At 69.4% G+C, this 21,323-nt stretch carries 19 protein-coding genes; 6 read left to right on the top strand and 13 right to left on the bottom strand.

Annotated elements, in window-relative coordinates; genetic code table 11:
- Positions 1 to 18: 18 nt before the first annotated feature.
- From AAFN46_RS07840 to AAFN46_RS07830, 3 genes are all read right to left on the bottom strand, one after another.
- Positions 19 to 837 (bottom strand): transporter substrate-binding domain-containing protein, encoded by an 819-nt coding sequence (locus AAFN46_RS07840; RefSeq protein ID WP_347808138.1) that lies wholly within the window; start codon positions 835 to 837, stop codon positions 19 to 21.
- A 278-nt stretch (positions 838 to 1,115) separates the two neighbouring features.
- Positions 1,116 to 1,868 carry an AraC family transcriptional regulator gene (locus tag AAFN46_RS07835; RefSeq protein ID WP_347808137.1) on the bottom strand — a complete coding sequence of 251 codons (753 nt, stop codon included), beginning with the start codon at positions 1,866 to 1,868 and terminating at the stop codon, positions 1,116 to 1,118.
- Between the two features lie 90 nt (positions 1,869 to 1,958).
- Positions 1,959 to 4,142, bottom strand: coding sequence for a M14 family zinc carboxypeptidase (locus AAFN46_RS07830; RefSeq protein ID WP_347808136.1), 2,184 nt, complete (start codon positions 4,140 to 4,142; stop codon positions 1,959 to 1,961).
- A gap of 285 nt (positions 4,143 to 4,427) precedes the next feature.
- Between AAFN46_RS07830 and AAFN46_RS07825 the strand changes: the two genes are divergently transcribed.
- Complete coding sequence (locus AAFN46_RS07825; protein ID WP_347808135.1) at positions 4,428 to 4,868, top strand: hypothetical protein; 441 nt, start codon at positions 4,428 to 4,430, stop codon at positions 4,866 to 4,868.
- On the opposite strand, the gene AAFN46_RS07820 is transcribed toward AAFN46_RS07825, so the two are convergent.
- The 6 genes from AAFN46_RS07820 to AAFN46_RS07795 all read right to left on the bottom strand — a co-directional run bounded on the left by AAFN46_RS07820 (position 4,853) and on the right by AAFN46_RS07795 (position 10,291).
- Positions 4,853 to 6,109, bottom strand: coding sequence for an FAD/NAD(P)-binding oxidoreductase (locus tag AAFN46_RS07820; RefSeq protein WP_347808134.1), 1,257 nt, complete (start codon positions 6,107 to 6,109; stop codon positions 4,853 to 4,855). The genes AAFN46_RS07825 and AAFN46_RS07820 overlap by 16 nt on opposite strands.
- The gene (locus AAFN46_RS07815) at positions 6,106 to 6,342 is read right to left on the bottom strand and encodes a (2Fe-2S)-binding protein (RefSeq protein WP_347808133.1); all 237 of its coding nucleotides are present in this window, start codon (positions 6,340 to 6,342) and stop codon (positions 6,106 to 6,108) included. The genes AAFN46_RS07820 and AAFN46_RS07815 overlap by 4 nt, the downstream gene beginning before the upstream one ends.
- Positions 6,335 to 7,435 carry an FAD-dependent oxidoreductase gene (locus AAFN46_RS07810; protein ID WP_347808132.1) on the bottom strand — a complete coding sequence of 367 codons (1,101 nt, stop codon included), beginning with the start codon at positions 7,433 to 7,435 and terminating at the stop codon, positions 6,335 to 6,337. The genes AAFN46_RS07815 and AAFN46_RS07810 overlap by 8 nt, the downstream gene beginning before the upstream one ends.
- A complete protein-coding gene (locus AAFN46_RS07805; protein ID WP_347808131.1) occupies positions 7,432 to 8,508 on the bottom strand; it encodes a proline racemase family protein in 1,077 nt (358 codons plus the stop codon). The genes AAFN46_RS07810 and AAFN46_RS07805 overlap by 4 nt, the downstream gene beginning before the upstream one ends.
- 108 nt (positions 8,509 to 8,616) lie before the next feature.
- Positions 8,617 to 9,288 carry a GntR family transcriptional regulator gene (locus AAFN46_RS07800; RefSeq protein WP_347808130.1) on the bottom strand — a complete coding sequence of 224 codons (672 nt, stop codon included), beginning with the start codon at positions 9,286 to 9,288 and terminating at the stop codon, positions 8,617 to 8,619.
- A gap of 61 nt (positions 9,289 to 9,349) precedes the next feature.
- Positions 9,350 to 10,291 carry a LysR family transcriptional regulator gene (locus tag AAFN46_RS07795; RefSeq protein ID WP_347808129.1) on the bottom strand — a complete coding sequence of 314 codons (942 nt, stop codon included), beginning with the start codon at positions 10,289 to 10,291 and terminating at the stop codon, positions 9,350 to 9,352.
- Between the two features lie 189 nt (positions 10,292 to 10,480).
- Here AAFN46_RS07795 and AAFN46_RS07790 point away from each other — a divergent pair, with 189 nt between their 5' ends.
- The 4 genes from AAFN46_RS07790 (at position 10,481) to AAFN46_RS07775 (ending at position 15,105) form a co-directional block, all read left to right on the top strand.
- Positions 10,481 to 11,896 (top strand): acetyl-CoA carboxylase biotin carboxylase subunit, encoded by a 1,416-nt coding sequence (locus AAFN46_RS07790; protein ID WP_347808128.1) that lies wholly within the window; start codon positions 10,481 to 10,483, stop codon positions 11,894 to 11,896.
- Positions 11,897 to 11,995: 99 nt separating this feature from the next.
- Complete coding sequence (gene oadA, locus AAFN46_RS07785; RefSeq protein WP_347808127.1) at positions 11,996 to 13,804, top strand: sodium-extruding oxaloacetate decarboxylase subunit alpha; 1,809 nt, start codon at positions 11,996 to 11,998, stop codon at positions 13,802 to 13,804.
- Positions 13,805 to 13,859: 55 nt separating this feature from the next.
- Positions 13,860 to 14,801 (top strand): sodium-dependent bicarbonate transport family permease, encoded by a 942-nt coding sequence (locus AAFN46_RS07780; protein ID WP_347808126.1) that lies wholly within the window; start codon positions 13,860 to 13,862, stop codon positions 14,799 to 14,801.
- Between the two features lies 1 nt (position 14,802).
- Positions 14,803 to 15,105 carry a transcriptional regulator gene (locus AAFN46_RS07775; protein ID WP_347808125.1) on the top strand — a complete coding sequence of 101 codons (303 nt, stop codon included), beginning with the start codon at positions 14,803 to 14,805 and terminating at the stop codon, positions 15,103 to 15,105.
- A 53-nt stretch (positions 15,106 to 15,158) separates the two neighbouring features.
- Here AAFN46_RS07775 and AAFN46_RS07770 read toward each other — a convergent pair whose 3' ends face one another.
- Positions 15,159 to 15,374: a DUF1127 domain-containing protein gene (locus AAFN46_RS07770; protein ID WP_347808124.1), complete on the bottom strand. Its 216-nt coding sequence runs from the start codon at positions 15,372 to 15,374 to the stop codon at positions 15,159 to 15,161.
- 356 nt (positions 15,375 to 15,730) lie between these two features.
- Between AAFN46_RS07770 and AAFN46_RS07765 the strand changes: the two genes are divergently transcribed.
- On the top strand, positions 15,731 to 16,768 hold the full coding sequence (locus tag AAFN46_RS07765) for a low specificity L-threonine aldolase (protein ID WP_347808123.1): 1,038 nt from the start codon (positions 15,731 to 15,733) through the stop codon (positions 16,766 to 16,768).
- A 5-nt stretch (positions 16,769 to 16,773) separates the two neighbouring features.
- Here the strand turns inward: AAFN46_RS07765 and AAFN46_RS07760 are convergent, their stop codons facing one another.
- The 3 genes from AAFN46_RS07760 to AAFN46_RS07750 form a co-directional block, all read right to left on the bottom strand.
- Positions 16,774 to 17,100 (bottom strand): hypothetical protein, encoded by a 327-nt coding sequence (locus AAFN46_RS07760; protein ID WP_347808122.1) that lies wholly within the window; start codon positions 17,098 to 17,100, stop codon positions 16,774 to 16,776.
- Between the two features lie 96 nt (positions 17,101 to 17,196).
- Positions 17,197 to 19,794, bottom strand: coding sequence for a LuxR C-terminal-related transcriptional regulator (locus AAFN46_RS07755; RefSeq protein ID WP_347808121.1), 2,598 nt, complete (start codon positions 19,792 to 19,794; stop codon positions 17,197 to 17,199).
- Between the two features lie 151 nt (positions 19,795 to 19,945).
- The gene (locus tag AAFN46_RS07750) at positions 19,946 to 21,310 is read right to left on the bottom strand and encodes a DUF1329 domain-containing protein (RefSeq protein ID WP_347808120.1); all 1,365 of its coding nucleotides are present in this window, start codon (positions 21,308 to 21,310) and stop codon (positions 19,946 to 19,948) included.
- Between the last annotated feature and the right edge of the window lie 13 nt (positions 21,311 to 21,323).

Raw genomic sequence — 21,323 nt, 5'->3', positions numbered from 1 at the left:
TCTCCCGGGGGCGGCCGCTCAGTAGTACACGCCGGGTACGGTCAGGCTGGCCGGCTTGATCTCTTCGCCGACCCACTTCTTCCACAGCTCCTCGTAGCGGCCGGTGCGCACCTGCTGGTTGACGAACAGGTTGAGGTAGTTGAGCAGACCGTACTCGCTGCGCTTGGCCGCCAGCGACACGTAGTCGACCACGTAGGGCGCGTCGCCGGCGACCTTGAGGCCCTTGTACTTGCCGGACTTGAGGGTGGCGGCGGCCACGGTGTTGGTCACCACGGTGGCGTCGATATGGCCCTGGGCCACGGCGAGGATGGTGTCGTTCTGCGACTGGTAGGCGCGGAAGCTGCCCGAGCCCCAGGCCTTCTGGTCCTTCTCCAGGGCGATGGCCTCGTAGGTGCCGCTGGTGTTGCCCAGCTTCTTGCCCTTGAGGTCGGCGTAGCTGTTCACCCCGGCGTCCTCGCGGGTCAGCACGACCATCTGGAAGGCGAAGTAGGGCACGGTCATGCCCACCGTCTTGGCCCGCTCCAGGGTGTCCGAGGTGGAGGCGACTATGACGTCGGCGCGGCCGGAGACCAGTGCCGGGATGCGATCGGGAAAGGGCGTCTCGACCACTTCCGGCTCCACGCCGAGGACCTTGGCCAGGTCGGCGCAGTAGTCCACGTCGAAGCCGGCCGGCTGGTTGTTCTCGTCGCGGAAGCCCATGGGCGGGAAGTCCAGGGTCACGGCGCAGCGCAGCTTGCCGGACTCGATGATGTCGTCGAGCTTGTCGGCCTGGGCGGTGGCGGCCAGGGATGCGCTCAGGGTGGCGCCCAGGGCGATGGCGAGGGTCTTTCTATTCATGTGCAGCCTCATGTGTGTGATGGGTTGGCAGATGAAACAGATGTATCTTGAATTTCGTATACGATATTTGATTAGCAAGGGCTGTGCCGGATCGCCCTCGATGGACGCGGTCATCCGCTCGGCCCGCGCCACATCGGCCCGGGCGGGCAGATGCGGCGGTGGCATGAAGACTAGCCTGGCCTGTTCGTGACCGCCCGGTGTTACAGAAGGAAGCATGGCGGCATCGGCGTGCCCGCAAACGGAACACGCCGGGTTGCACCCACTGCGGTCTGGCGGGCTCAGGCGCCGCGGTGCGAGTCGCGGTACTGGCTGGGCGAGAGCCCGGTGAGCGCCTTGAACTGGCGGCTGAAGGCGCTGTGGTCGGTGTAGCCGCAGCGCAGGGCGATCTCGGTGATCGGCAGTTCGCCGAGCAGCAGCTGCGAGGCGGCGCCGAGACGCGCCTTGTGGATCATCTGCCGCGGGGTGAGCTGGAAGATGCGCTTGCAGTGGCGCTCCAGCTGCGCCACCGAGAGGCCGGCGATGGCGGTCAGCTCGGCCAGGCTGATCGGCTGGGCGTAGTGGCGGCGGATGTGCTCGTCCACCGCCGCCAGCTTCTGGTAGGCCGGGTGCGCGGCCTGGGCCGCCGGCAGGTCGCAGGAAACGCCGGCCATGCCGATGATGCTGCCGGCGGCGTTGCGCAGGGCCAGCTTGTGGGTCAGGCACCAGCCGGGCTGGCGACCGGGGTAGAGGTGCAGCTCCAGCTGGTCTTCGAGGCCGTTGCCTTGATCCAGCACCTGCAGGTCCTGGGCGGTGTAGAGGGGGCCGAAGCGCGAGGGGAAGACCTCCTCGGCGGTACGCCCGAGCAGCTCGCTCTTGTCGCGGAAGCCGCAGCGGGTGGCCAGGGTCTGGTTGACCAGCGCGTAGCGCGCCTGGGGATCCTTGATGAAGAACACCACGCCGGGCATGGCGTCGAGCAGCGGCGCCACGGCGCTCAGGCTGGCGAGCAGGGCGGGCAGGTCGGCGGGGGCGGGTTGCGGCAGCAGATCGAGCATCGGAGAGCGGGCCGGGCCGGGGAGGGCCCATTCTGCGCGGCGCTGTACGCCGCGGACAAGCGGCCCGCCCGCAGGCGGGCCGCTCGCGCGTCACGGCAGACGCACGCTGTAGTCCTCCACTTCGCCGTAGTTGAAGGTGCCGCAGGGCACCGGCGCCGCGTTGTAGCGCATGGCCACGCGCATGCGTGTGGTGCCGGCCGGGGCGTTGCTCGGCACCGTCAGGGTGCCGCTGACCACGCTGCTCAGCGCGCGACCGGAGCTGTAGACCTCTTCGCCGGCATCGGTGAAGTCACCGTCCTTGTTGAAGTCGATCCAGGCCTTCCAGTATTCCCGGTAGGTGCTGCCGGCGAACTGCGGGGTCAGGCGCAGGCTGTTGCCGCCACGCTGCAGGTCGATCACCTTGGCGGTGAAGTCGCTGTAGGTGCTGGCCCCGGAGCTGTTGCTGAAGCTGCCGACCTGCACCTGGCCGATCCACTCGTCGTTGGCGTTGCCGCTGGCGGCGCTGCAGTAGTTGGGCTGCGGCGTGCCGGTGCCGATCACCAGGAAGCTGGAGCTGACCGCACCCCAGCTGCCGGAGGCGTCGCGGGCGCGCACGTAGATCATGTGCTTGCCGGTGGCCAGGCCGGTGGTGTCGATGCTGCCGGTGAGCGCCTCGGTCTTGGCGTTGAAGGCGCCGTCCTGCGGCTGCAGGGCGATGGGCGTGGCGCCGGACTCCCAGGGCGCCTTGTCGATGTAGTACTCGGCTTCGGCGATGTTCTGCGTGGTCTCGGTGCCGTTGGCGGTGCTGAAGCGCAGGTCGCTGGTGCTGGCGCTCAGGGTCACCGCCGTGCCGGCGGGTACCCCGCTGGTGGCGGCGCCGCCGCTCAGGGTGACGCTGGTCACGTCCGGGCCGGCCGGGGTGATATAGGGCGTGCGCACCACCTTGGCGGCGTAGATCAGCGCCGGCAGGTTCTTCGGCTTGATGGTGTTCTCGTACACGCTGCAGCTCTGGAAGAACTGGGTGCCCAGCTCGAAGGTGAAGGCGGGTACGCCCAGCTCGCCGTAGCTGATGCTGTCGCTGGTGCCGTCGGTGGGGTAGAGACCGATCGACTGCTGCGGCGTGTAGCCGTTGAAGAAGGCGAACTTGCGGCCCAGGGTCTGCATCGACGTGCCGTTGGGCGCCACCTGGCTGGTGTCGCCCCAGGGCCACAGGACCAGTTCGCTGTAGCTGTGGATGTCCAGGTGGATGCCGCTGGTGTCGCTGGGTGCCGCGTCGCTGCGGTTGGGGCCGCGGCGGTCCGGCCACAGGCTGCGGGCATAGGCTTCCAGGGCCTTGATCTCGGGCTCGGAGCCGGCGCTGGGGCCGCGATAGGTGTCGTTGCACTGGTCGCCGCTGGAGCCCTGGCCGTTGGTGCTGTTCCAGCCGAAGGTGAAGTTGCGGTTGAGGTCGGCGCCACGGCTGTTGCTGGTCGGCCCGCAGTAGTTCTGGTTGGTGTTCTTGCGCCAGGACAGGCCGGTCTCGGCCTTCTTGCGGCCGTCCGGGTTGGTGTGCAGCAGCAGGTGCACCTCATGGTGGTCGAGGATCCAGGTGGCGTCCGGGTCCACCCCGTAGCCGTCCACCAGCCAACGGGCGAAGGACAGCACCAGCGGCGCGGTGGTGTACTCGCGGGCGTGGATGGCGCTGTTGATCAGCAGCTTGGGCTTGGCGCCGGGCTTGTCCTTGTTGGTCAGCTTGAGCACGCGGATGTCGTAACCGCCCAGGCCCTGGGTCTTCTCCCAGGACTGGCCGACGTTCAGCCACTCGGCCAGCTGCGGCTTCTGGCTGGCCATGCCGGCCGCCGCCGCGTAGGTCTCCTCCACCGTCTCGTAGCAGGAGTAGCCGGGGATGCTGGCGATGCTGGTCATGTTGGCCGAGCTGGTGCTCATGCTGCGCTGCTGCAGGCGCTGCTGGATGCCTTCGAGGATGCGGTTGCGCTTGGCGATGAAGTCGTTGGCCACCTCGAAGGTGAAGCCGAACGCGGCCAGCTTCTGCTGCTCTTTCTCGGTCAGCTCCATGATCAGGTAGCCCTGGTCATAGTGCGACTCCAGCATCTGGCCGTGGAAGCTGATGGCGGCCTTGCGGGCGATCTCCTTGTTGGGGAAGAAGGCCTTGTACACCTGGTTGTTGGCCTTCTCCTCCTCCAGCAGGAGGAAGTCCTCCTGGGCCTTGGCCTGGCTGTCGGCCTGGGCGGCGCTGAGCATGCAGAGAGTGGCGATACCCGCGCCGATGGCGAGTGTTAACTTCCGCTTTATCATTCTTGATGTTCCTATCCATGTGTTGTGGTTTCGCCCGGCCCGATAAGGCACAGGCGGTTTTGTGCGCCTTCTTGTGGAAGGTGCATGGATCGAGGCAGTGGAAGCTCTGGATGCCGACTGCACAGGCGTTGGGATATCCCTTCCTGGCCTTGTGGGTGACAGGTGGCCGGTCTGGCAGCAAGAGTGCGAGAAAACCTAGAAGCCCCGTTTGGGTCTGTCAATTTTCCAGATGATGTCTGCCGTTTTTAGAACGTTCGCGGCAGAACATCCGCAAGGGAGGTGCCTATGAAGTCCGTCTCATGTCTGTGCGCGACACTGTTGCTGGCGCTGTGCGGCTGCGCCCACACGGCGGTGGCCGAGGATGCCGCGCTGGCGGCCGAGTGGCGCGAGCTGCGCCAGGTTGCCGGCCACCACGCCGGCGGCCCCTGGCGCCAGGACCTGGATGCCTGGCAGGGACGCAAGCACCAGCTGATGCAGAGCCTGGCCGAACGGCTGCTGGCCGAGAAGCCGGACGCGGCCGGGGTGCGCGCGCTGATGGGCGAACCGGACCGGCGCGTCGCCGCCGGGGCGGCCGAGCATGCCGACTGGCTGCGGCGCACCCAGTGGCAGGGCGAGCCGGACGGCGAGCTGTGGAGCTACCACTGGCGCGGCGACCACGACCAGCTGCTGGTGGCCATGGTCGGCGGCCGAGTCGGCGCCGTGGGCTGGCTCTACGCCTGGGAGTGAGGCCGGTCGTCGAGCGCCAGTAGCGTGTCGATGCGCGCCGGGCTGAAGGGCGGGCGCGGCGCCGGCGGCTGCCAGCCGAACAGGGCCTGGGTGGCGGCGCCGCAGATGCGCCCCTGGCAGGCGCCCATGCCGCAGCGGCTGGCCAGCTTGGCCTGGCTCCAGCCCTGCTGGTCGGCCAGGGCGGCCAGCGGCACGTCCTCGCAGCGGCAGATCAGGGTGTCCGGCTTGGCCAGGTGCCTGACCGCCTCGCCCAGGGCGAAGGCTCGGTCGAGGGCCTCGGCGAAGCCCTGCCAGCGCCGCCGGCGCGGCCACAGGCGGCGGGCCGCGTCGTGCTCGCCGACCGCCGCATGGCCGGCGATGGCGCCTTCGACTAGGGCCTTCTCGCTGCCGCCGAAGCCGGTGCTCTCGCCGGCCGCATAGACCCCGGGCAGGCTGCTGGCCTGCCAGGCGTCGACGGCGATGGCGTCGCCTTCGATGCGGCAACCCAGGGCCTGGCCCAGCTGCAGGTTGGGGATCAGGCCGAAGCCGCAGGCCAGACGCTCGCAGGCGACTTCGCGCAGCTTGCCGCCGACGCTCAGGCGCACCGCCTCCAGGCGGCCGTCGCCGAGGGCCTCGAGCACATGGCTGGCGGCGCGGTAGCCCGGGTGGAACAGGCCGCAGGCCTGCAGCAGCTTGTGCGGCCAGCGCGGCAGCCGTGCGGCGAAGCCGGCCACGGCGGCCCACGGCGCCTGTTCGAGGATGTGCAGCACCCGCGCGCCGTGCTCCTGCGCGGTGGCGGCGCTGGCCAGCAGCAGCGGGCCGCTGCCGGCGACCACGATGCGCTCGCCGGCCACCGGCAGGCCGCCCTTGATCAGCGCCTGCAGGCCGCCGGCACCGGTGACGCCGGGCAGCGTCCAGCCGGGGAAGGGCAGCAGCAACTCGCGCGCGCCGCTGCACAGGATCAGCTTGTCGTACTCGATCACCCGGCCCCGCTCGGGGTCTTCCACCAGCAGCGCGCGGGGCCCGGCCAGGGCCACCACCCGGCTGCTGGCCAGCAGCTGGATATTGGCCTGGGCGGCGAGGCGTTGGCGATGCGCGCGGGCCAGCGCCGGCAGATGCGCCTGCGGGCCGTCGCGCCAGATCTGCCCGCCGGCGGTCGGGTTGTCGTCGAGCAGGGCGATGCGCGCGCCGCTGGGCGCGGCGGCCAGGGCCGCGGCCAGGCCGGCGGGGCCGGCGCCGACGATCAGGATGTCCACCTTCATGGCCGGGTCTCCACGCGCATGCCGTCGCGGCACAGGGTCTGGCAGGCCAGGCGGCGCTGGCCGTCGATGCTCACCCGGCACTCCTGGCACACGCCCATGCCGCACAGCGGCGCGCGGCGCTGGCCGCTGACCGAGGTGCGGCTGCTGCCGTCGCCGCCGAGGGCCAGCGCGGCCGCCACCGTGGTGCCCTCGGCCACTGCCAGCGGGCGGCCGTCGAGAAGCAGTTCAGGCATATGCGGCGACTCCCGGGAAACGTTGCGGCAGGTAGGGCTGCGCCGCCAGCGGCGCGGTCTCGTTGAACAGCTGGGCGACCAGCAGGTCGGCGCTGCCCGGCGCGGTGGTGACGCCCAGGCCCTCGTGGCCGACCGCCAGCCACAGGCCGCGGCGCTGCGGATGCTCGCCGAGCAGCGGCAGGCCGTCCGGGCTGGCGGCGCGAAAGCCGGTCCAGGCGCGGATGGCGTTGAGCCGGGCCAGCCCCGGCATGTAGTGCACGGCGCGCTGGAGCATCCTGGCCAGCATCCAGGGTTCGACCTCGGGGTCGTTAGTGCCGAACTGGCGCGAGGCGCCGATGAACAGCTGCCCGGTCGGCCTGGGCTGGATATTGGCCGCGGTGGAGGGGCCGCTGGCGTTGTGCGCGCTGGTGACGTAGCCCAGCTCGACCAGGGTGTTGCTGACGCGCCCCGGGTAGCGGTCGGTGATCAGCAGGTGGCCCTTCTTCGGCTCGATCGGCAGCTCCGGGCACAGCTCGGTGACATGGCTGCCGCCGGCCAGGATCACCGCCTGGGCGCTCAGCCAGGCGCCGTCGTCCAGGCGCACGCGGGCGCCGTCGATCTCCACCACCCGGGCCCGGCGCTGCTCGATCAGCCCATGGTCGAGCAGCCAGCGCGCGGCGTTGGGCGCGTAGAGGATGCCGTCGCCGACCACCCGCAGGCCGCCGTGCAGGCCTTCGCGCAGTTCCGGCTCGGCGGCGCGCAGGGCGCTGGCGCCGAGCAGCTCGCAGTCCAGGCCGTGCTCGCGCAGGGCCCGGTACTTGGCCTCGGCCACCGCCATCTCCTCGGCGTTGGCGGCCAGCCACAGGGTGCCGTTCTGCCGGTAGGCGCAGTCCTCCGGCATCTGCCGCGCCCAGTCGCGCCAGCGCTGCACCGAATACTGGCTGAGCGCCAGTTCCGCCGGGTTGTCGTCCAGCACTATCAGGTGGCCCATGCCGGCGGCCGTGGCGGCGCGCAGGCCGGCGTCCAGCACCAGCACGCGCTGGCCGCGCCGCGCCAGTTCGTGGGCGCAGGCGGCGCCGACTATGCCGGCGCCGATGACGATGACGTCGCTCACGTACGGATGCCCCAGGCGAAGGGGTCGTCTTCCTCGAGCAGCAGGGTGGCCTCGGCGCTGATATGCGCGCGGCCGCGGATGGTGGGCACGATGCGGCCGTTGTCGGCGTTCTCGTAGCGGCCCTCGAACTGGCTGCCGATCACGCTGGCCTGGCGCCACAACTGGCCGGGCTGCAGTTTGCCGTCTGCCGCCAGGCAGGCCAGCTTGGCGCTGGTGCCGGTGCCGCAGGGCGAGCGGTCGTAGGCCTTGCCCGGGCACAGCACGAAGTTGCGGCTGTCGGCTCGCAGCCAGGCTGCTGCGCTCGATGGGGCGTCGTTAAGAGCAGGCTCAGAATGCTCATTTACCGCCTGTAAACTGCGCTTCTTCGCCTGCTCCTGCCTAGCCCCCTCATCGCTCGCGACGCCTGGCTGCGAGCCTTTCGGCTGTTCAGGGTCGGCGAACAGCTCGATATGGTCGATCGCGCCGCCGTCCTCGCCGCGGATGCCCTGCTCGTCCAGCGCCCGCTGCACGGCCACCGCATAGGCGGTGAGCGCCTCCAGATTGTCGCCGGCCACGCGCAGGCCGGGCTCGCCGATCAGGAAGAACCAGTTGCCGCCCCAGGCGATATCGCCGACCACCCTGCCGTGGCCGGGCACCTCGACCTCGACGGCCTTGCGGTAGCGGTAGGCCGGCACGTTGCGCACGCTCACCGAGCGGTCCTCGTGCAGGGTCGCCTCGACGGTGCCGACCGGCGTCTCGATGCGGTGCAGCCCCGGGCCGATGCGCCCCAGGTGGGCCAGCGAGGCCACCAGGCCGATGGTGCCGTGGCCGCACATGCCGAGGTAGCCGGTGTTGTTGAAGAAGATCACCCCGGCACAGGCCGCGGGGTCGAGCGGCTCGCACAGCAGGGCGCCGACCAGCACGTCGCTGCCGCGCGGTTCCAGCACGCTGGCGGCGCGCCAGCGGTCGAAGCGCTCGGCCAGCACCCGGCGGCGCTCGGCCATGCTGCCGCCACCCAGGTCGGGGAAGCCATCGAGGATCAGGCGGGTCGGTTCACCGCCGGTGTGCGAATCGAGTACTCGGATGCGTTGCATGGGCGTCCCCTGCCGGTGGATGTTCCGGCAAGGGTGCCGCCGCGCGGGTGTCGGCGGCTTGAGTCATTTAGCCCGCGCCGATGACGAAATCGGCACAGCGGCGCCGGCTCAGAGGCGGTTGGGCAGGTGCGCGTAGAGGGTCTGGCAGACACCGTCGATATGCGTCTCGATCAGTGCGGCGGCGCGCTCGGCGTCGCCGGCGCGGCAGGCGGCGATGATCTCGCGGTGCTCCTGGTCGGCGCGCTCCTTGCCCTCGGACAGGCTCATCTGCATGCGCAGGTAGCGCTCCAGCTTGTCGTGGATCGAGCGGATCAGGCCGATCAGGAAGGGGCGCCCGGCCGGCTCGTAGAGGCAGGCGTGCAGCTGCCAGTTGAGCTCGGCCCAGCGGCCGACGTCCTCCTCGCCGAGGAAGGCCTCGCAGATGCGCTCGGCCTCGGCGAAGGTGGCCTCGCTCATGTTCGGCACGGCCAGGCGGATCGCCCGCACCTCCAGCAGCACGCGCACCTCGAACATCTGCGCCAGCTCGGGCTCGGAGATGCGCGTGACCACCGCGCCCTTGTTGCGCTGGAACAGCACCAGGCCCTCGGCCTCCAGGCGCTTGAGCGCCTCGCGCACGGGAATCTTGCTGACGTTGAACAGCGCGGCGATGTCGTCCTGGCGGATCGGCTCGTCCTCGGCGAACTGGCCGGAGACGATGGCGTCGCGCAGGTGCTTGGCGATGACCTCGGACGCCGAGGGGACTATTCCCAGGTTGGGGGCATTGAAGCGTGGTAGGGGCACGGCGGGTCACCGAGTCGTCTGATCAGTGCGGATATGATATACGAAATTCCTGGCCGCCCGCTCAGCCGATGCGGCCGAAGCGCCGCTCCAGCTCGGCGATCTGTGCCCGTTCGTCGCGGATGAAATCGCGGAAGGCCTGGGCCACCGGCGACAGGTGCTTGCCGCGCGGGTGCACCACGCACCAGCTGCGCTGCAGTGGCAGCTCCTCCACCGGCAATTCGCGCAGCAAACCCTGGGCCAGCGCCAGGCGCACGGCGTGCAGCGGCAGCAGGGCCAGGCCGAGGCCGGCGATGGCCGCCTCCGCCTGGGCCTCGCTGGAGCCCAGCTCCAGGGTCTGGGCGAAGTGCGCGCGCTTCTGGTTGCAGTATTCCTCGCAGGCGCGCCGGGTGCCCGAGCCGGCTTCGCGCACCAGCAGGGGGAATTCGGTCAGGTCGGCCAGGCGTAGCCGCTGCAGCGTGCACAGCGGGTGGTGCGGTGGCGCCACCGCGATGATCGGGTTGGTCAGGAAGGGGAAGAAGTCCAGCGGCGGGTCGCTCGGTGGTTGCGACATGATCAGCAGGTCGTCGCGGCTGGCCGACAGGCGCCGCACCGCCTGGGCGTGGTTGACCACCACCAGTTGCAGGCTGACTTCCGGATGCTGCTCGCGGAAGGCGGCGAACAGGTGCGGCACCAGGTACTTGGCGCTGGACTCGACGGCCAGGCTGAGCTGGCCCTGCAGCGAGCCCTGCAGGTCGGAGAGCTGCATGTCCAGGGCCTCCAGGCGCCCGAACACGTCCTCGCCGGCCTTCAGCAGGGCCTCGGCGGCGGGGGTCAGGTGCAGCTTCTTGGCCACGTAGTCGAACAGCGGCTGGCCGAGCAGCTCCTCCAGCTGGCGGATCTGCAGGCTGACCGCCGGCTGGGTCAGCGCCATCTCCTCCGCGGCGCGGCTGTAGGAGCGGCTCTCGCACACCGCGCGAAAGATCTGCAGCTGGCGAAAGGTCATTCGCATCAGTGACTTGCGCATGGAAAACGATCCCGGAGGTGGCCTCTTGCGAACTAATATAAGTTTTACCTAATGCTTGTCCAAATAAATATTGATTTTGGCTAATCGAGCGCCGGGCGTAGGGTAGGCGCAAGACCGCCGGGGCTGGAGCGGTCACCCACGGACCGCATTGCCGCGGTCCATTGCTCACGTGATCGAGGAGCCAGGCTCGTGATCAAGAAGATTCTCATCGCCAACCGCGGCGAAATCGCCGTGCGCATCGTGCGCGCCTGCGCCGAGATGGGCATCCGTTCGGTGGCCATCTACTCCGAGGCGGACCGCCACGCGCTGCACGTCAAGCGCGCCGACGAGGCGCACAGCGTCGGCGACGATCCGCTGGCCGGCTACCTGAACCCGCGCAAGCTGGTCAACCTGGCCGTGGAGACCGGCTGCGACGCCCTCCATCCGGGCTACGGCTTCCTCTCGGAGAACGCCGAGCTGGCGGAGATCTGCGCCGCGCGCGGAATCAAATTTATCGGCCCCTCCGCCGAGGTGATTCGCCGTATGGGCGACAAGACCGAGGCGCGGCGCAGCATGATCGCCGCCGGCGTGCCGGTCACCCCGGGCACCGAGGGCAATGTCGCCGACCTCGCCGAGGCGCTTTCCGAGGCCGAGCGCATCGGTTATCCGGTGATGCTCAAGGCCACCAGCGGCGGCGGCGGCCGCGGCATCCGTCGCTGCAACTCGCGCGCCGAACTGGAGTCGGCCTTCCCGCGGGTGATCTCCGAGGCGACCAAGGCCTTCGGCAGCGCCGAGGTGTTCCTCGAGAAGTGCATCGTCAACCCGAAGCACATCGAGGCGCAGATCCTCGCCGACAGCCTGGGCAACACCGTGCACCTGTTCGAGCGCGACTGCTCGATCCAGCGGCGCAACCAGAAGCTCATCGAGATCGCCCCCAGCCCGCAGCTGACACCCGAGCAGCGCGCCTATATCGGCGACCTGGCGGTGCGCGCCGCGCAGGCGGTGGGCTACGAGAACGCCGGCACCGTGGAGTTCCTGCTCGCCGAGGGCGAGGTGTACTTCATGGAGATGAACACCCGGGTGCAGGTGGAGCACACCATCACCGAGGAAATCACCGGCATCGACATCGTCCGCGAGCAGATCCGCATCGCTTCGGGCCTGGAACTGTCGGTGAAGCAGGAGGACATCATTCACCGCGGCTATGCCCTGCAGTTCCGCATCAACGCCGAGGACCCGAAGAACAACTTCCTGCCCAGCTTCGGCAAGATCACCCGCTACTACGCCCCCGGCGGCCCCGGCGTGCGTACCGACACGGCGATCTACACCGGCTACACCATTCCGCCCTACTACGACTCCATGTGCCTGAAGCTGATCGTCTGGGCGTTGACCTGGGAGGAGGCGCTGGACCGCGGCCTGCGCGCGCTGGACGACATGCGCGTGCAGGGCGTGCGCACCACCGCGCCCTATTATCAGGAGATCCTGCGCAACCCCGAGTTCCGCAGCGCCCGGTTCAACACCAGCTTCGTCGAGAGCCACCCGGAGCTGACCCAGTATTCGATCAAGCGCAATCCGTCGCACCTGGCCATCGCCATCGCCACCGCCATCGCCGCCCACGCAGGCCTATGAAGCAGTGACAAGCTACAAGCCACAAGCGACAAGTAAAGGCGCAACGGCTTTGACTTGCGGCTTGAGGCTTGGAGCTTGCAGCTCCCGAGGAGAGTTCTGATGAGAAAGAAGATTACGGTCACTGACACCATCCTGCGCGATGCCCACCAGTCGCTGATCGCCACCCGCATGCGCCTGGAGGACATGCTGCCGATCTGCGACAAGCTCGACCAGGTCGGCTACTGGTCGCTGGAAGTCTGGGGCGGCGCCACCTTCGACGCCTGCGTGCGCTTCCTCAAGGAAGACCCCTGGGAGCGCCTGCGCAAGCTCAAGGCGGCGCTGCCCAACACCCGCCTGCAGATGCTCCTGCGCGGGCAGAACCTGCTCGGCTACCGCCACTACAGCGACGACGTGGTCGAGGCCTTCGTGGCGAAAGCCGCCGTGAATGGCATCGATGTGTTCCGCATCTTCGACGCGATGAACGACGTGCGTAACCTGCGCGTCTCCATCGAGGCGGTGAAGGCCGCCGGCAAGCACGCCCAGGGCACCCTCTGCTACACCACCAGCCCGGTGCACACCGTGGCCGCCTACGTCGAGCAGGCCAAGGCCATGCAGGCCATGGGCATCGACTCCATCGCCATCAAGGACATGGCCGGCCTGCTCACGCCCTACTCGACCTTCGAGCTGGTCAAGGCGCTCAAGGCCGAGATCGACCTGCCGGTGTTCGTGCACAGCCACGACACCGCCGGCATGGGCGCCATGTGCCAGCTCAAGGGCATCGAGGCCGGCGCCGACCATATCGACACCGCCATCTCCAGCTTCGCCTGGGGCACCAGCCACCCGGGCACCGAGTCGATGGTCGCGGCCCTGCGCGGCAGCCTGTACGACACCGGCCTGGACCTGGAGCTGATCCAGGAGATCGGCATGTACTTCCACGCCGTGCGCAAGAAGTACCACCAGTTCGAGAGCGAGTTCACCGCCGTCGACACCCGCGTGCAGGTCAACCAGGTGCCGGGCGGCATGATGTCCAACCTGGCCAACCAGCTGAAGGAGCAGGGCGCGCTCAATCGCATCAACGAGGTGTTCGCCGAGATCCCGAAAGTGCGCGAGGACCTCGGCTTCCCGCCCCTGGTCACCCCCACTTCGCAGATCGTCGGCACCCAGGCGGTGTTCAACGTGCTGGCCGGCGAGCGCTACAAGACCATCACCAACGAGGTCAAGCTGTACCTGCAGGGCCGCTACGGCAAGGCGCCGGGCAAGGTCGACGAGCAGCTGCGCAAGCGCGCCATCGGCAGCGAGGACGTGATCGACGTGCGCCCGGCCGACCTGCTGGCGCCTGAGATGGCCAAGCTGCGCGAGGAGATCGGCGCCCTGGCCAAGAGCGAGGAGGACGTGCTGACCTACGCCATGTTCCCCGACATCGGCCGCAAGTTCCTCGAGGAACGCGCCGCCGGCACCCTGACCCCCGAAGCGCTGCTGCCGATCCCCGGTGAAAACGGCGCGGCGCCGGCAGGTGGCGAGGGCGTGCCGACCGAGTTCGTGGTCGACGTGCATGGCGAGAGCTACCGGGTGGATATCACCGGCGTCGGCGTCAAGGGCGACGGCAAGCGCCACTTCTACCTGTCCATCGACGGCATGCCGGAAGAGGTGGTGTTCGAGCCGCTCAACCAGTTCGTCGCCGGGGCCGGCGGCAAGCGCAAGCAGGCCAGCGCGCCGGGCGACGTGTCCACCACCATGCCGGGCAACATAGTCGAGGTGCTGGTCAAGGAGGGCGATGCGGTCAAGGCCGGCCAGGCCGTGCTGATCACCGAGGCGATGAAGATGGAGACCGAGGTGCAGGCGCCCATCGCCGGCACGGTCAAGGCCGTGCACGTGGCCAAAGGTGACCGGGTGACGCCCGGCGAAGTCTTGATCGAGATTGAAAGTTGAGCCAAGCAGTCCCCTGGGAGCCGTAAGGCTCCCTTTTTTTAACTGGAGGTAAGCGATGGGTCTGGACCCGGTTGTACTGTTCTTCGTCTTCGGCTTGTTCGCCGGCCTGGTGAAGAGCGAATTGAAACTGCCTCCGGCGCTCTACGAGACACTGGCCATAGTGCTGTTGCTGGCCATCGGCCTGCATGGCGGGGTGGAGCTGGCCGAGCAGGCCAGCGCGCAGTTGCTCGGCCAGTCGGCACTGGTGTTGCTGCTGGGGGTCGGCCTGCCGTTGCTGGCGTTCGTCCTGCTGCGCGGGCTGCGTTTCGATCGCATCAACGCGGCGGCGGTGGCCGCGCACTACGGTTCGGTCAGCGCCGGTACCTTCGCCGTGGTGGTCGCCTACATGGTTTCGCGGGACATTGCCTTCGAGAGCTACATGCCGCTGTTCGTGGCCATCCTCGAGGTGCCGGCGATCCTGGTGGGGATCATCCTGGCCAAGGGCATCAGTCGCGACACCCAGTGGAAGGAGCTGGGCCGGGAGATATTCCTCGGCAAGAGCATCATGCTGCTGCTCGGCGGCATCATCATCGGCGCGATCGCCGGCAAGGAGGCGATCAAGCCGCTGGAGCCGCTGTACACCAGCATGTTCAAGCCGGTACTGGCGTTCTTCCTGCTGGAGATGGGCCTGATCGCCTCCGGCCAGCTCGGCGCCCTGAAGCAGTTCGGCCTGCGCCTGGCCACTTTCGCCCTGCTCATGCCGCTGCTCGGCGCGCTGATCGGCGCCCTGCTGGCGCGCGGCATGGGGCTGAGCCTGGGTGGCACGGCGATGCTTGCCACCCTGGCCGCCTCGGCCTCCTACATCGCCGTGCCGGCGGCGCTGCGCCTGGCCCTGCCCGAGGCCAATCCCTCGCTGTCGCTGACCGCCTCGCTGGGCATCACCTTTCCCTTCAACATCCTCATCGGCATACCGCTGTACCTGGCGCTGGCCGAGCAACTGATCGCCTGGGGGCTCTGAGATGGACATGCATACCCGTACCCTGCTCACCGTGATCGGCGAGGCCGCGCTGGAGCACAAGCTGGAGGCCGACCTGGAGCAGCTCGGCGCGCCGGGCTGGACCATCTCCGATGCCCGCGGCCGTGGCGGGCGCGGCGTGCGTAGCGCCGGCTGGGACACCGAGGGCAATATCCGCCTGGAAGTGATCTGCGCCCGCGAGCTGGCCGAGCGCATCGCCGAGCACCTGCAGCGGCGCTACTACGCCCACTACGCCATGGTCTGCTACCTGGCCGAGGTGCAGGTGCTGCGCGCGGAGAAGTTCTAGACGGGCAAGAAAAAGGGGAGCCTAGGCTCCCCTTGTGCATTCGCCGCTGGCGATCAGCGCCAGAACGGCTTGCTCACTTCCGCTTCGCGCTGGTGCAGGCTGATGCCGGCATCGGCCAGCAGGCGCTCGTCGAGGCGCGCCAGTTCGCGGCGGGTGCTCACGCGGCGCTGCCACAGCAGCAGGGTGGCGAGGGCACGCAGCGGCATGAAACCGCCGAAGGCCGGGTTGTGTTGTTGGAACATCAGGTCGGAACTATGGGTGCGTTCCATGGTGGGCTTCCTTCCGCTTGTGGCGGGTCGAGAGAGTGTTCTACTGGAAGCTCATTTTCCTGACTATACGGTCGTTTTAATAGGCACAGCTGGGATGAATTGCAGGCCTATTAGTTAGCCGGCTTTGTAACTGTTCTGTTTTTATTCGGGCAACTGTACCGGTCCTCCGTGAAAGTTCGGGTTGCTCCGCGGATGACGAGAGTTTTCACTGGGAGACCAGTGAGGCGCGGCAGTTTGCTGCCGGTACAGTTCTTTTGTCCGTCCGAACGAGAGCCAATCTGTTATTGCCGCCGCGGCAGCCCACGAGGCCGCCCTGGCCGGCTAGATTTAGCGCTACTCCCACGAGGAAAAACGTCATGACCGACCACAGCCAGCAATTCGCCAGCGACAACTATTCCGGCATCTGCCCCGAGGCCTGGGCCGCCATGGCCGAGGCCAACCGCGGCCACGAGCGCGCCTATGGCGAGGACAGCTGGACCGCGCGCGCCGCCGACCATTTCCGCCAACTGTTCGAGACCGACTGCGAGGTGTTCTTCGCCTTCAACGGCACGGCGGCCAATTCCCTGGCCCTGGCCTCGCTGTGCCAGAGCTACCACAGCGTGATCTGCTCGGAGACGGCCCACGTCGAGACCGACGAATGCGGCGCGCCGGAGTTCTTCTCCAACGGCTCCAAGCTGCTGCTGGCGTGCACCGAGAGCGGCAAGCTGACCCCGCAGGCGATCCGCGAGGTGGCGCTCAAGCGCCAGGATATCCACTATCCCAAGCCGCGCGTGGTGACCCTGACCCAGGCCACCGAGGTCGGCAGCGTCTACCGTCCCGAGGAGGTGCGCGCCATCAGCCAGGAGTGCAAGGCGCTGGGCCTCAACCTGCACATGGACGGCGCGCGCTTCTCCAACGCCTGCGCCTTCCTCGGCTGCAGCCCGGCCGAGCTGACCTGGAAGGCCGGCGTCGACGTGCTGTGCTTCGGCGGCACCAAGAACGGCATGGCGGTGGGCGAGGCCATCCTGTTCTTCAACAAGGCCCTGGCCGAGGACTTCGACTACCGCTGCAAGCAGGCCGGCCAGCTGGCCTCGAAGATGCGCTACCTGGCGGCGCCCTGGGTCGGCCTGCTGCAGGACGGCGCCTGGCTGCGCCATGCCGACCACGCCAACCGCTGCGCGCGTCTACTGGCCGAGCTGGTGGCCGACGTGCCGGGGGTGAGCCTGATGTTCCCGGTGGAGGCCAACGGCGTGTTTCTGCAGCTGTCGGAAACGGCCCTGCAGCGTCTGCGCGAATGGGGCTGGCGCTTCTACACCTTCATCGGCGCCGGCGGCGCGCGCTTCATGTGCAGCTGGGACACCGAGGAGGCGCGGGTGCGCGAGCTGGCGGCGGATATTCGCAAGGCCATGGCCTGAGCCGCTCACTGCTCGGTCGGCACCGGCTCCTGCTCGGCGCCTTCGTCGGGCCGGCAGGCGCCGCTGGCGCCCTGCTTGCCGGTGTAGGACACCGAGGGGGTGCCGGCGGCATCCAGGCCGATGGGGACGATCAGGCCTTCGCCTCGGGCCTCGTAGTACTGCTCGCTGAACTTGCTCAGGGTGGCCTGCTTGTCGTTGAAGTAGACCGGGCCGCCGGCCTCGGCGCGGACCTTGAGGTCGTCGCCGCAGCCGACCTCGAACGCCGGCAGGTTGGCGGCCTGGGTCGCGCCAGCGGCGCCGAGCAGGGCAAGGGTGATAGGCAGTCTTTGCATGCTGGTGCTCCTATGAGGGGGCGCGTGGGGCGCCTGCAGTCAGCTAAGCAGCCTGTACCGGCTTGTCCAACCCACGGCCCGCGCGCCGCCGGGCGGTCAGCCCAGCCAGCCCTCGGCCTTGGCGCGCGCCACCGCCTGGGTGCGGCGCTGCACGCCGAGCTTGACGTTGATTCGCCGCGCGTGGGTCTTCACCGTGTGCAGGGAGATATACAGGCTGTCGGCGATCTGCTGGTTGGAATGGCCCTGGGCGATCAGCCCGAGCACCGCCAGTTCGCGCTTGCTCAGCAGCGGCTCGCTGGGCGCCGCCTCTTCCCCCTGGAGCATGGCCTGGCGCCGTAGCCGCTGCGGCCAGGCCGGATTGTCGAGCAGCCAGGCCGGCTGCCGGGCCAGCAGCTCGTGCAGCAGCGCCAGCTGCTGCTGGCGTTGCGCCTCGCCCAGGCCGATGCGCAGCAGGGCCTCGGCCTCGTCTTCGCGTTCGAGCAGGTACAGGGCCTCGGCCTGCTGCAGGCGCACCTGGGTGGCCAGGCCGTGGTGGCCGCTGCGCCGGCAGTCGTCGTGCAGGCCCTGCAGTTCGCGCAACGCCGTGCCCCGCTCGCCCAGCGCCAGTTCGGCCTGGGCCAGCAGCAGGCGGCTGCGTGGCAGCAGGTCGTAGAAGCCCGAGGGCGCCAGCAGGCGCTGGCTCTCCAGGCGCCGGCGCACGCCGAGGCAGGCCTGGCGGGCCCGCTCGGCATCGCCCTGGCGCAGCCACAGGCGGCCCTGGGCCAGTTCGAGCACCTCGCGGTAGCGGATCTCCGGTACGTGCAGCCACTGCATCTGCCGCTCGGCGCGGCGCAGCAGCTGCTGCGCGCAGTCGGTGTCGCCCTGGCCGGTGGCCAGCTCGACCAGGCCCAGGTAGCCGAACAGCAGGTAGGCGTCCTCGCAGGCCTCCGCCTCCTGCACCCCGGCCCGCAGCACCTCGCGGGCCTCCTCCACCTCGCCGCGCTCGGCCAACAGGGTGCCGCGCAACAGCAGCAGGCGGGCCTGCACCGGGCCGCGCAGGGCGGCGCCCTGCAGCAGCTGCAGGCACTGTTCGGTCTGCTCCAGCGCGCGCTCACCGTCGCCGAGCATGGCCAGCAGGTGGATGTGATCGACGCTGAGCAGGGCCTCGAACAGCACGCTGCCGCGTTGGCGCGCCAGGCGCAGGCCCTCGTGGCTGTGCTGCTGGGCGCTGACCAGGTCGAGCTCGGCCAGGGCCTGCTGGGCCAGGGCCTGGTGGCAGAGGAGGTGCTGCGACCAGGCCGCCTCGTGCAGCACCTGCAGCGCCTCCAGGCAGTGCTGGCGGGCGCTGGCCTGGCCGCGCTGGCGCTGCAGCACGCCCTGCACCGCCTGGTACTGGGCGATCAGCTGGCGCTGGCGGCGCGCGTCCGGCTGCGGCAGGAAGCGGCCGAGCTCGGCGCTGCAGGCCTCGGCCTCGTCGAGGCGGGCGCAGATGATCAGCGCCCAGGCCTGCAGCATGATCAGCCGCGGCGTACCGTTGAACAGGCCGGCCGGCAGCTCGTCGCGCCAGTGCAGGAATTGCGCGACGCTGTGGCCGATCAGCAGCTGGTCCTGGCCGTAGCGCTGCAGGTAGTTGGCCGCCACGTCCGGCTGCTCGGCCCACAGCGCGTGCTCCACCGCCTCGCGCACGGCGCCCTGGTTGGCGAACCACTGGCAGGCACGGATATGCGCCTGCAGCGGTGGCTGGCCGCCGGGCAGGCGCTTGAGCAGGGTGGCCAGCGGGCGCCACAGGCGGAACCACTCGCCGCAGCTGTCCAGGCCGTGGAGGAACAGCTGGCGCTGGCGCAGCTGTTCCAGCATCCCGGCGCCGTCGCACTCCTCCAGCAGGTGCTCGCACAGGGCGGCGCAGAAGCGCGGCATGTGCGCCAGCACGGACAGCGCATGCAGCAGCGGCGGCGGCAGGCCGGCCAGCACTTCGCGCTGCAGGTAGTCGAGCAGCAGCGGGGTGCCGGCGGCCAGGCGCGGGGGCAGGTTGTCGGCGTGGCCGCCGATCAGCAGCAGGCAGATGCCGGCCGGCCAGCCCTCGCTGTGTTGCAGCAGCTGCTCGGCCAGTTCCTCGGGCAGGCTCTGCTGGCGCTGTTGCAGCAGGCGCTCGAGCTCCTCGCGGTCGAGCGCCAGGTCGTGGGCGTCGAGCTCCAGCAGGTCGCCCTGCAGCAGCAGGCGCGGCAGGTTCCAGGCCGGCCGGCGGCGCCCGCCGATCCACCAGCGCAGGGTGTGCGGGGCGCGTTCGAGCAGGCGGTCGAGGCAGGCATCCAGCTCGGCGCAGGGCTGCCGCGGGTAGTCGTCGAGGATGATCCACAGCGGCTGCTCGATGCGCCCGAGCAGCAGGCCGAGCTCGGCGCAGGGCTCGCCGTCGCCGTGGTTCAGCTGCAGGGCGGCGGCCAGGCGGGCGAGCAGCTCGGTGGGGCTGTGCGGGTGGCCGAGCAGGTCCAGCCAGACCACCCGGGTGCCGGGCGGCGCCTGGCGCGCGCATTCGCCGAGCAGCACGCTCTTGCCGAAACCGGCGGGGGCGCAGACCAGGGTCAGGCGGCTGTCGCCGGGCAGCAGGCTGCGGGTCAGCCGCGGGCGGGCGATGTGCGCCGCCGGCAGGCGCGGCAGCGCGGGGTCGGCCTGGCCTGGCGGCATGGCGCTGTGCAGGGCGCGTACCTGGTCGTGCATGGTCGTGGCCTCGGCTCTGTTTTTGTCGTTATGGGTCGAGCGATGCAGCGATCTTATCCAATAGCCGCTCGGTGTGGCCGGCGCTTATGACGCGTCATAAAAAAGGCGACCCTAGGGTCGCCTGAAGGCTGGAGCAGCGTTGCGATGAGACTCAGCGGATGCCGGCGTTGCGCAGGGCGGCCGGGGTGAAGTCGACGGCGCTGGCCTGGATGCCGTACTGCACGGAGAACTCCTCCTCGTTGGACAGGCCGATGGCGATGTAGCGCCCGGCGATGATGTCGTAGAGGGCCTCGAAGGCGTAGGTCGGCACCTGGCGGTCGTACTGCTGCATGAGCATGGCCTGCCCCACGCGCCACAGCTGGCCGCGGCCGTCGTACAGCTCGGAGGCGGCGATCTGCCAGCTGTCCTCGTCGATAAAGAAGCGGCGCTTGGCGTAGATGTTGCGCTCGCCGGCCCGCAGCGTGGCCTCCACTTCCCAGACCCGGTGCAGCTCGTAGCGCGCCAGCGCCTGATCGGTATGGCCGGCCTTGAGGATGTCGGCGTACTTCAGCTTGGGCGAGGCGATGCGGTAGTTGTTGTAGGGGATGTACAGCTCGCGCTTGCCGACCAGCTTCCAGTCGTAGCGGTCGGGGGCGCCGTTGAACATGTCGAAGTTGTCCGAGGTGCGCATGCCGTCGGCGGCCGTGCCCGGGCCGTCGTAGGCCACCTGCGGGGCGCGCCTCACGCGGCGCTGGCCGGCGTTGTACAGCCAGGCCATGCGCGGCTCCCTGATCTGGTCCAGGGAGTCGTGCACCAGCAGCACGTTGCCGGCCAGGCGCGCCGGGGCGGTGACCCGTTGCTTGAAGAACAGCAGGGCGTTCTCCGCCTTCTTCGCGTCTAGCCCCTTGATGTCGGTGGGGTAGGCCACCTCGTCCTCGAAGTGCACCAGGCTGTAGCTGCCGTTGGTCTGCGGCGCGGCCTGCACGATGTGGCGCTGCAGGTTGCCGCCGCGATAGCGGGTGATGTGGTTCCAGATCACTTCCAGGCCGTTCTGCGGAAGGGGGAAGGCGTAGTAGCGGCTCGCGGCGAAGCCGGTGAGGCCGTTGCCGCCCTCGATCAGGCGGGTGTTCAGCGCGCTCTGCCTGGCCGCCTCGGCGACTTCCTGGGGCACCGCGGTGCTGCGGTGGCTGGGGTAGACCGGCAGCTTGAAGGTCTCCGGGTAGCGCTTGAGCAGGGCGAGCTGCCCTTCGGAGAGCTTGTCGCGGTATTGCTCCAGGTTCTGCGCGGTGATGGTGAACAGCGGTTGTTCGCCGGCGAAGGGGTCTTCGAGGAAGCCGCCGGGCAGCGCGGTGGCCGCGTCTCTCGGCAGGCCGCCGGTCCAGGCCGGGATGCTGCCGTCGGCATTGCCGGCCTTCTCGCCGCCCAGCGGGGTCAGGCTGGCGCCCAGCTTGGCGGCCTCTTCCGGCGCGACGGCGGCGAGCACCGGGCCGGCCAGCAGGGACAGGGTAAGGGCGGTGAGCAATCTTGTTGTTTTCATGGTGGCCGGTTCC

It is taken from the genome of Pseudomonas sp. CAU 1711 (genome assembly GCF_039888625.1).
In the GTDB taxonomy this organism is placed as follows: Bacteria; Pseudomonadota; Gammaproteobacteria; order Pseudomonadales; family Pseudomonadaceae; genus Aquipseudomonas.
This window is presented reverse-complemented; position numbering and strand designations above follow the sequence as displayed.

What these genes read in the sequence shown, in the direction of transcription:
- AAFN46_RS07840 (WP_347808138.1), bottom strand. Translation starts at nt 837, where the DNA reads ATGAATAGAAAGACCCTCGCCATCGCCCTGGGCGCCACCCTGAGCGCA.
- AAFN46_RS07835 (WP_347808137.1), bottom strand. Translation starts at nt 1,868, where the DNA reads ATGCTCGATCTGCTGCCGCAACCCGCCCCCGCCGACCTGCCCGCCCTG.
- AAFN46_RS07830 (WP_347808136.1), bottom strand. Translation starts at nt 4,142, where the DNA reads ATGATAAAGCGGAAGTTAACACTCGCCATCGGCGCGGGTATCGCCACT.
- AAFN46_RS07825 (WP_347808135.1), top strand. Translation starts at nt 4,428, where the DNA reads ATGAAGTCCGTCTCATGTCTGTGCGCGACACTGTTGCTGGCGCTGTGC.
- AAFN46_RS07820 (WP_347808134.1), bottom strand. Translation starts at nt 6,109, where the DNA reads ATGAAGGTGGACATCCTGATCGTCGGCGCCGGCCCCGCCGGCCTGGCC.
- AAFN46_RS07815 (WP_347808133.1), bottom strand. Translation starts at nt 6,342, where the DNA reads ATGCCTGAACTGCTTCTCGACGGCCGCCCGCTGGCAGTGGCCGAGGGC.
- AAFN46_RS07805 (WP_347808131.1), bottom strand. Translation starts at nt 8,508, where the DNA reads ATGCAACGCATCCGAGTACTCGATTCGCACACCGGCGGTGAACCGACC.
- AAFN46_RS07795 (WP_347808129.1), bottom strand. Translation starts at nt 10,291, where the DNA reads ATGCGCAAGTCACTGATGCGAATGACCTTTCGCCAGCTGCAGATCTTT.
- oadA (WP_347808127.1), top strand. Translation starts at nt 11,996, where the DNA reads ATGAGAAAGAAGATTACGGTCACTGACACCATCCTGCGCGATGCCCAC.
- AAFN46_RS07780 (WP_347808126.1), top strand. Translation starts at nt 13,860, where the DNA reads ATGGGTCTGGACCCGGTTGTACTGTTCTTCGTCTTCGGCTTGTTCGCC.
- AAFN46_RS07775 (WP_347808125.1), top strand. Translation starts at nt 14,803, where the DNA reads ATGGACATGCATACCCGTACCCTGCTCACCGTGATCGGCGAGGCCGCG.
- AAFN46_RS07770 (WP_347808124.1), bottom strand. Translation starts at nt 15,374, where the DNA reads ATGGAACGCACCCATAGTTCCGACCTGATGTTCCAACAACACAACCCG.
- AAFN46_RS07765 (WP_347808123.1), top strand. Translation starts at nt 15,731, where the DNA reads ATGACCGACCACAGCCAGCAATTCGCCAGCGACAACTATTCCGGCATC.
- AAFN46_RS07760 (WP_347808122.1), bottom strand. Translation starts at nt 17,100, where the DNA reads ATGCAAAGACTGCCTATCACCCTTGCCCTGCTCGGCGCCGCTGGCGCG.
- AAFN46_RS07755 (WP_347808121.1), bottom strand. Translation starts at nt 19,794, where the DNA reads ATGCACGACCAGGTACGCGCCCTGCACAGCGCCATGCCGCCAGGCCAG.
- AAFN46_RS07750 (WP_347808120.1), bottom strand. Translation starts at nt 21,310, where the DNA reads ATGAAAACAACAAGATTGCTCACCGCCCTTACCCTGTCCCTGCTGGCC.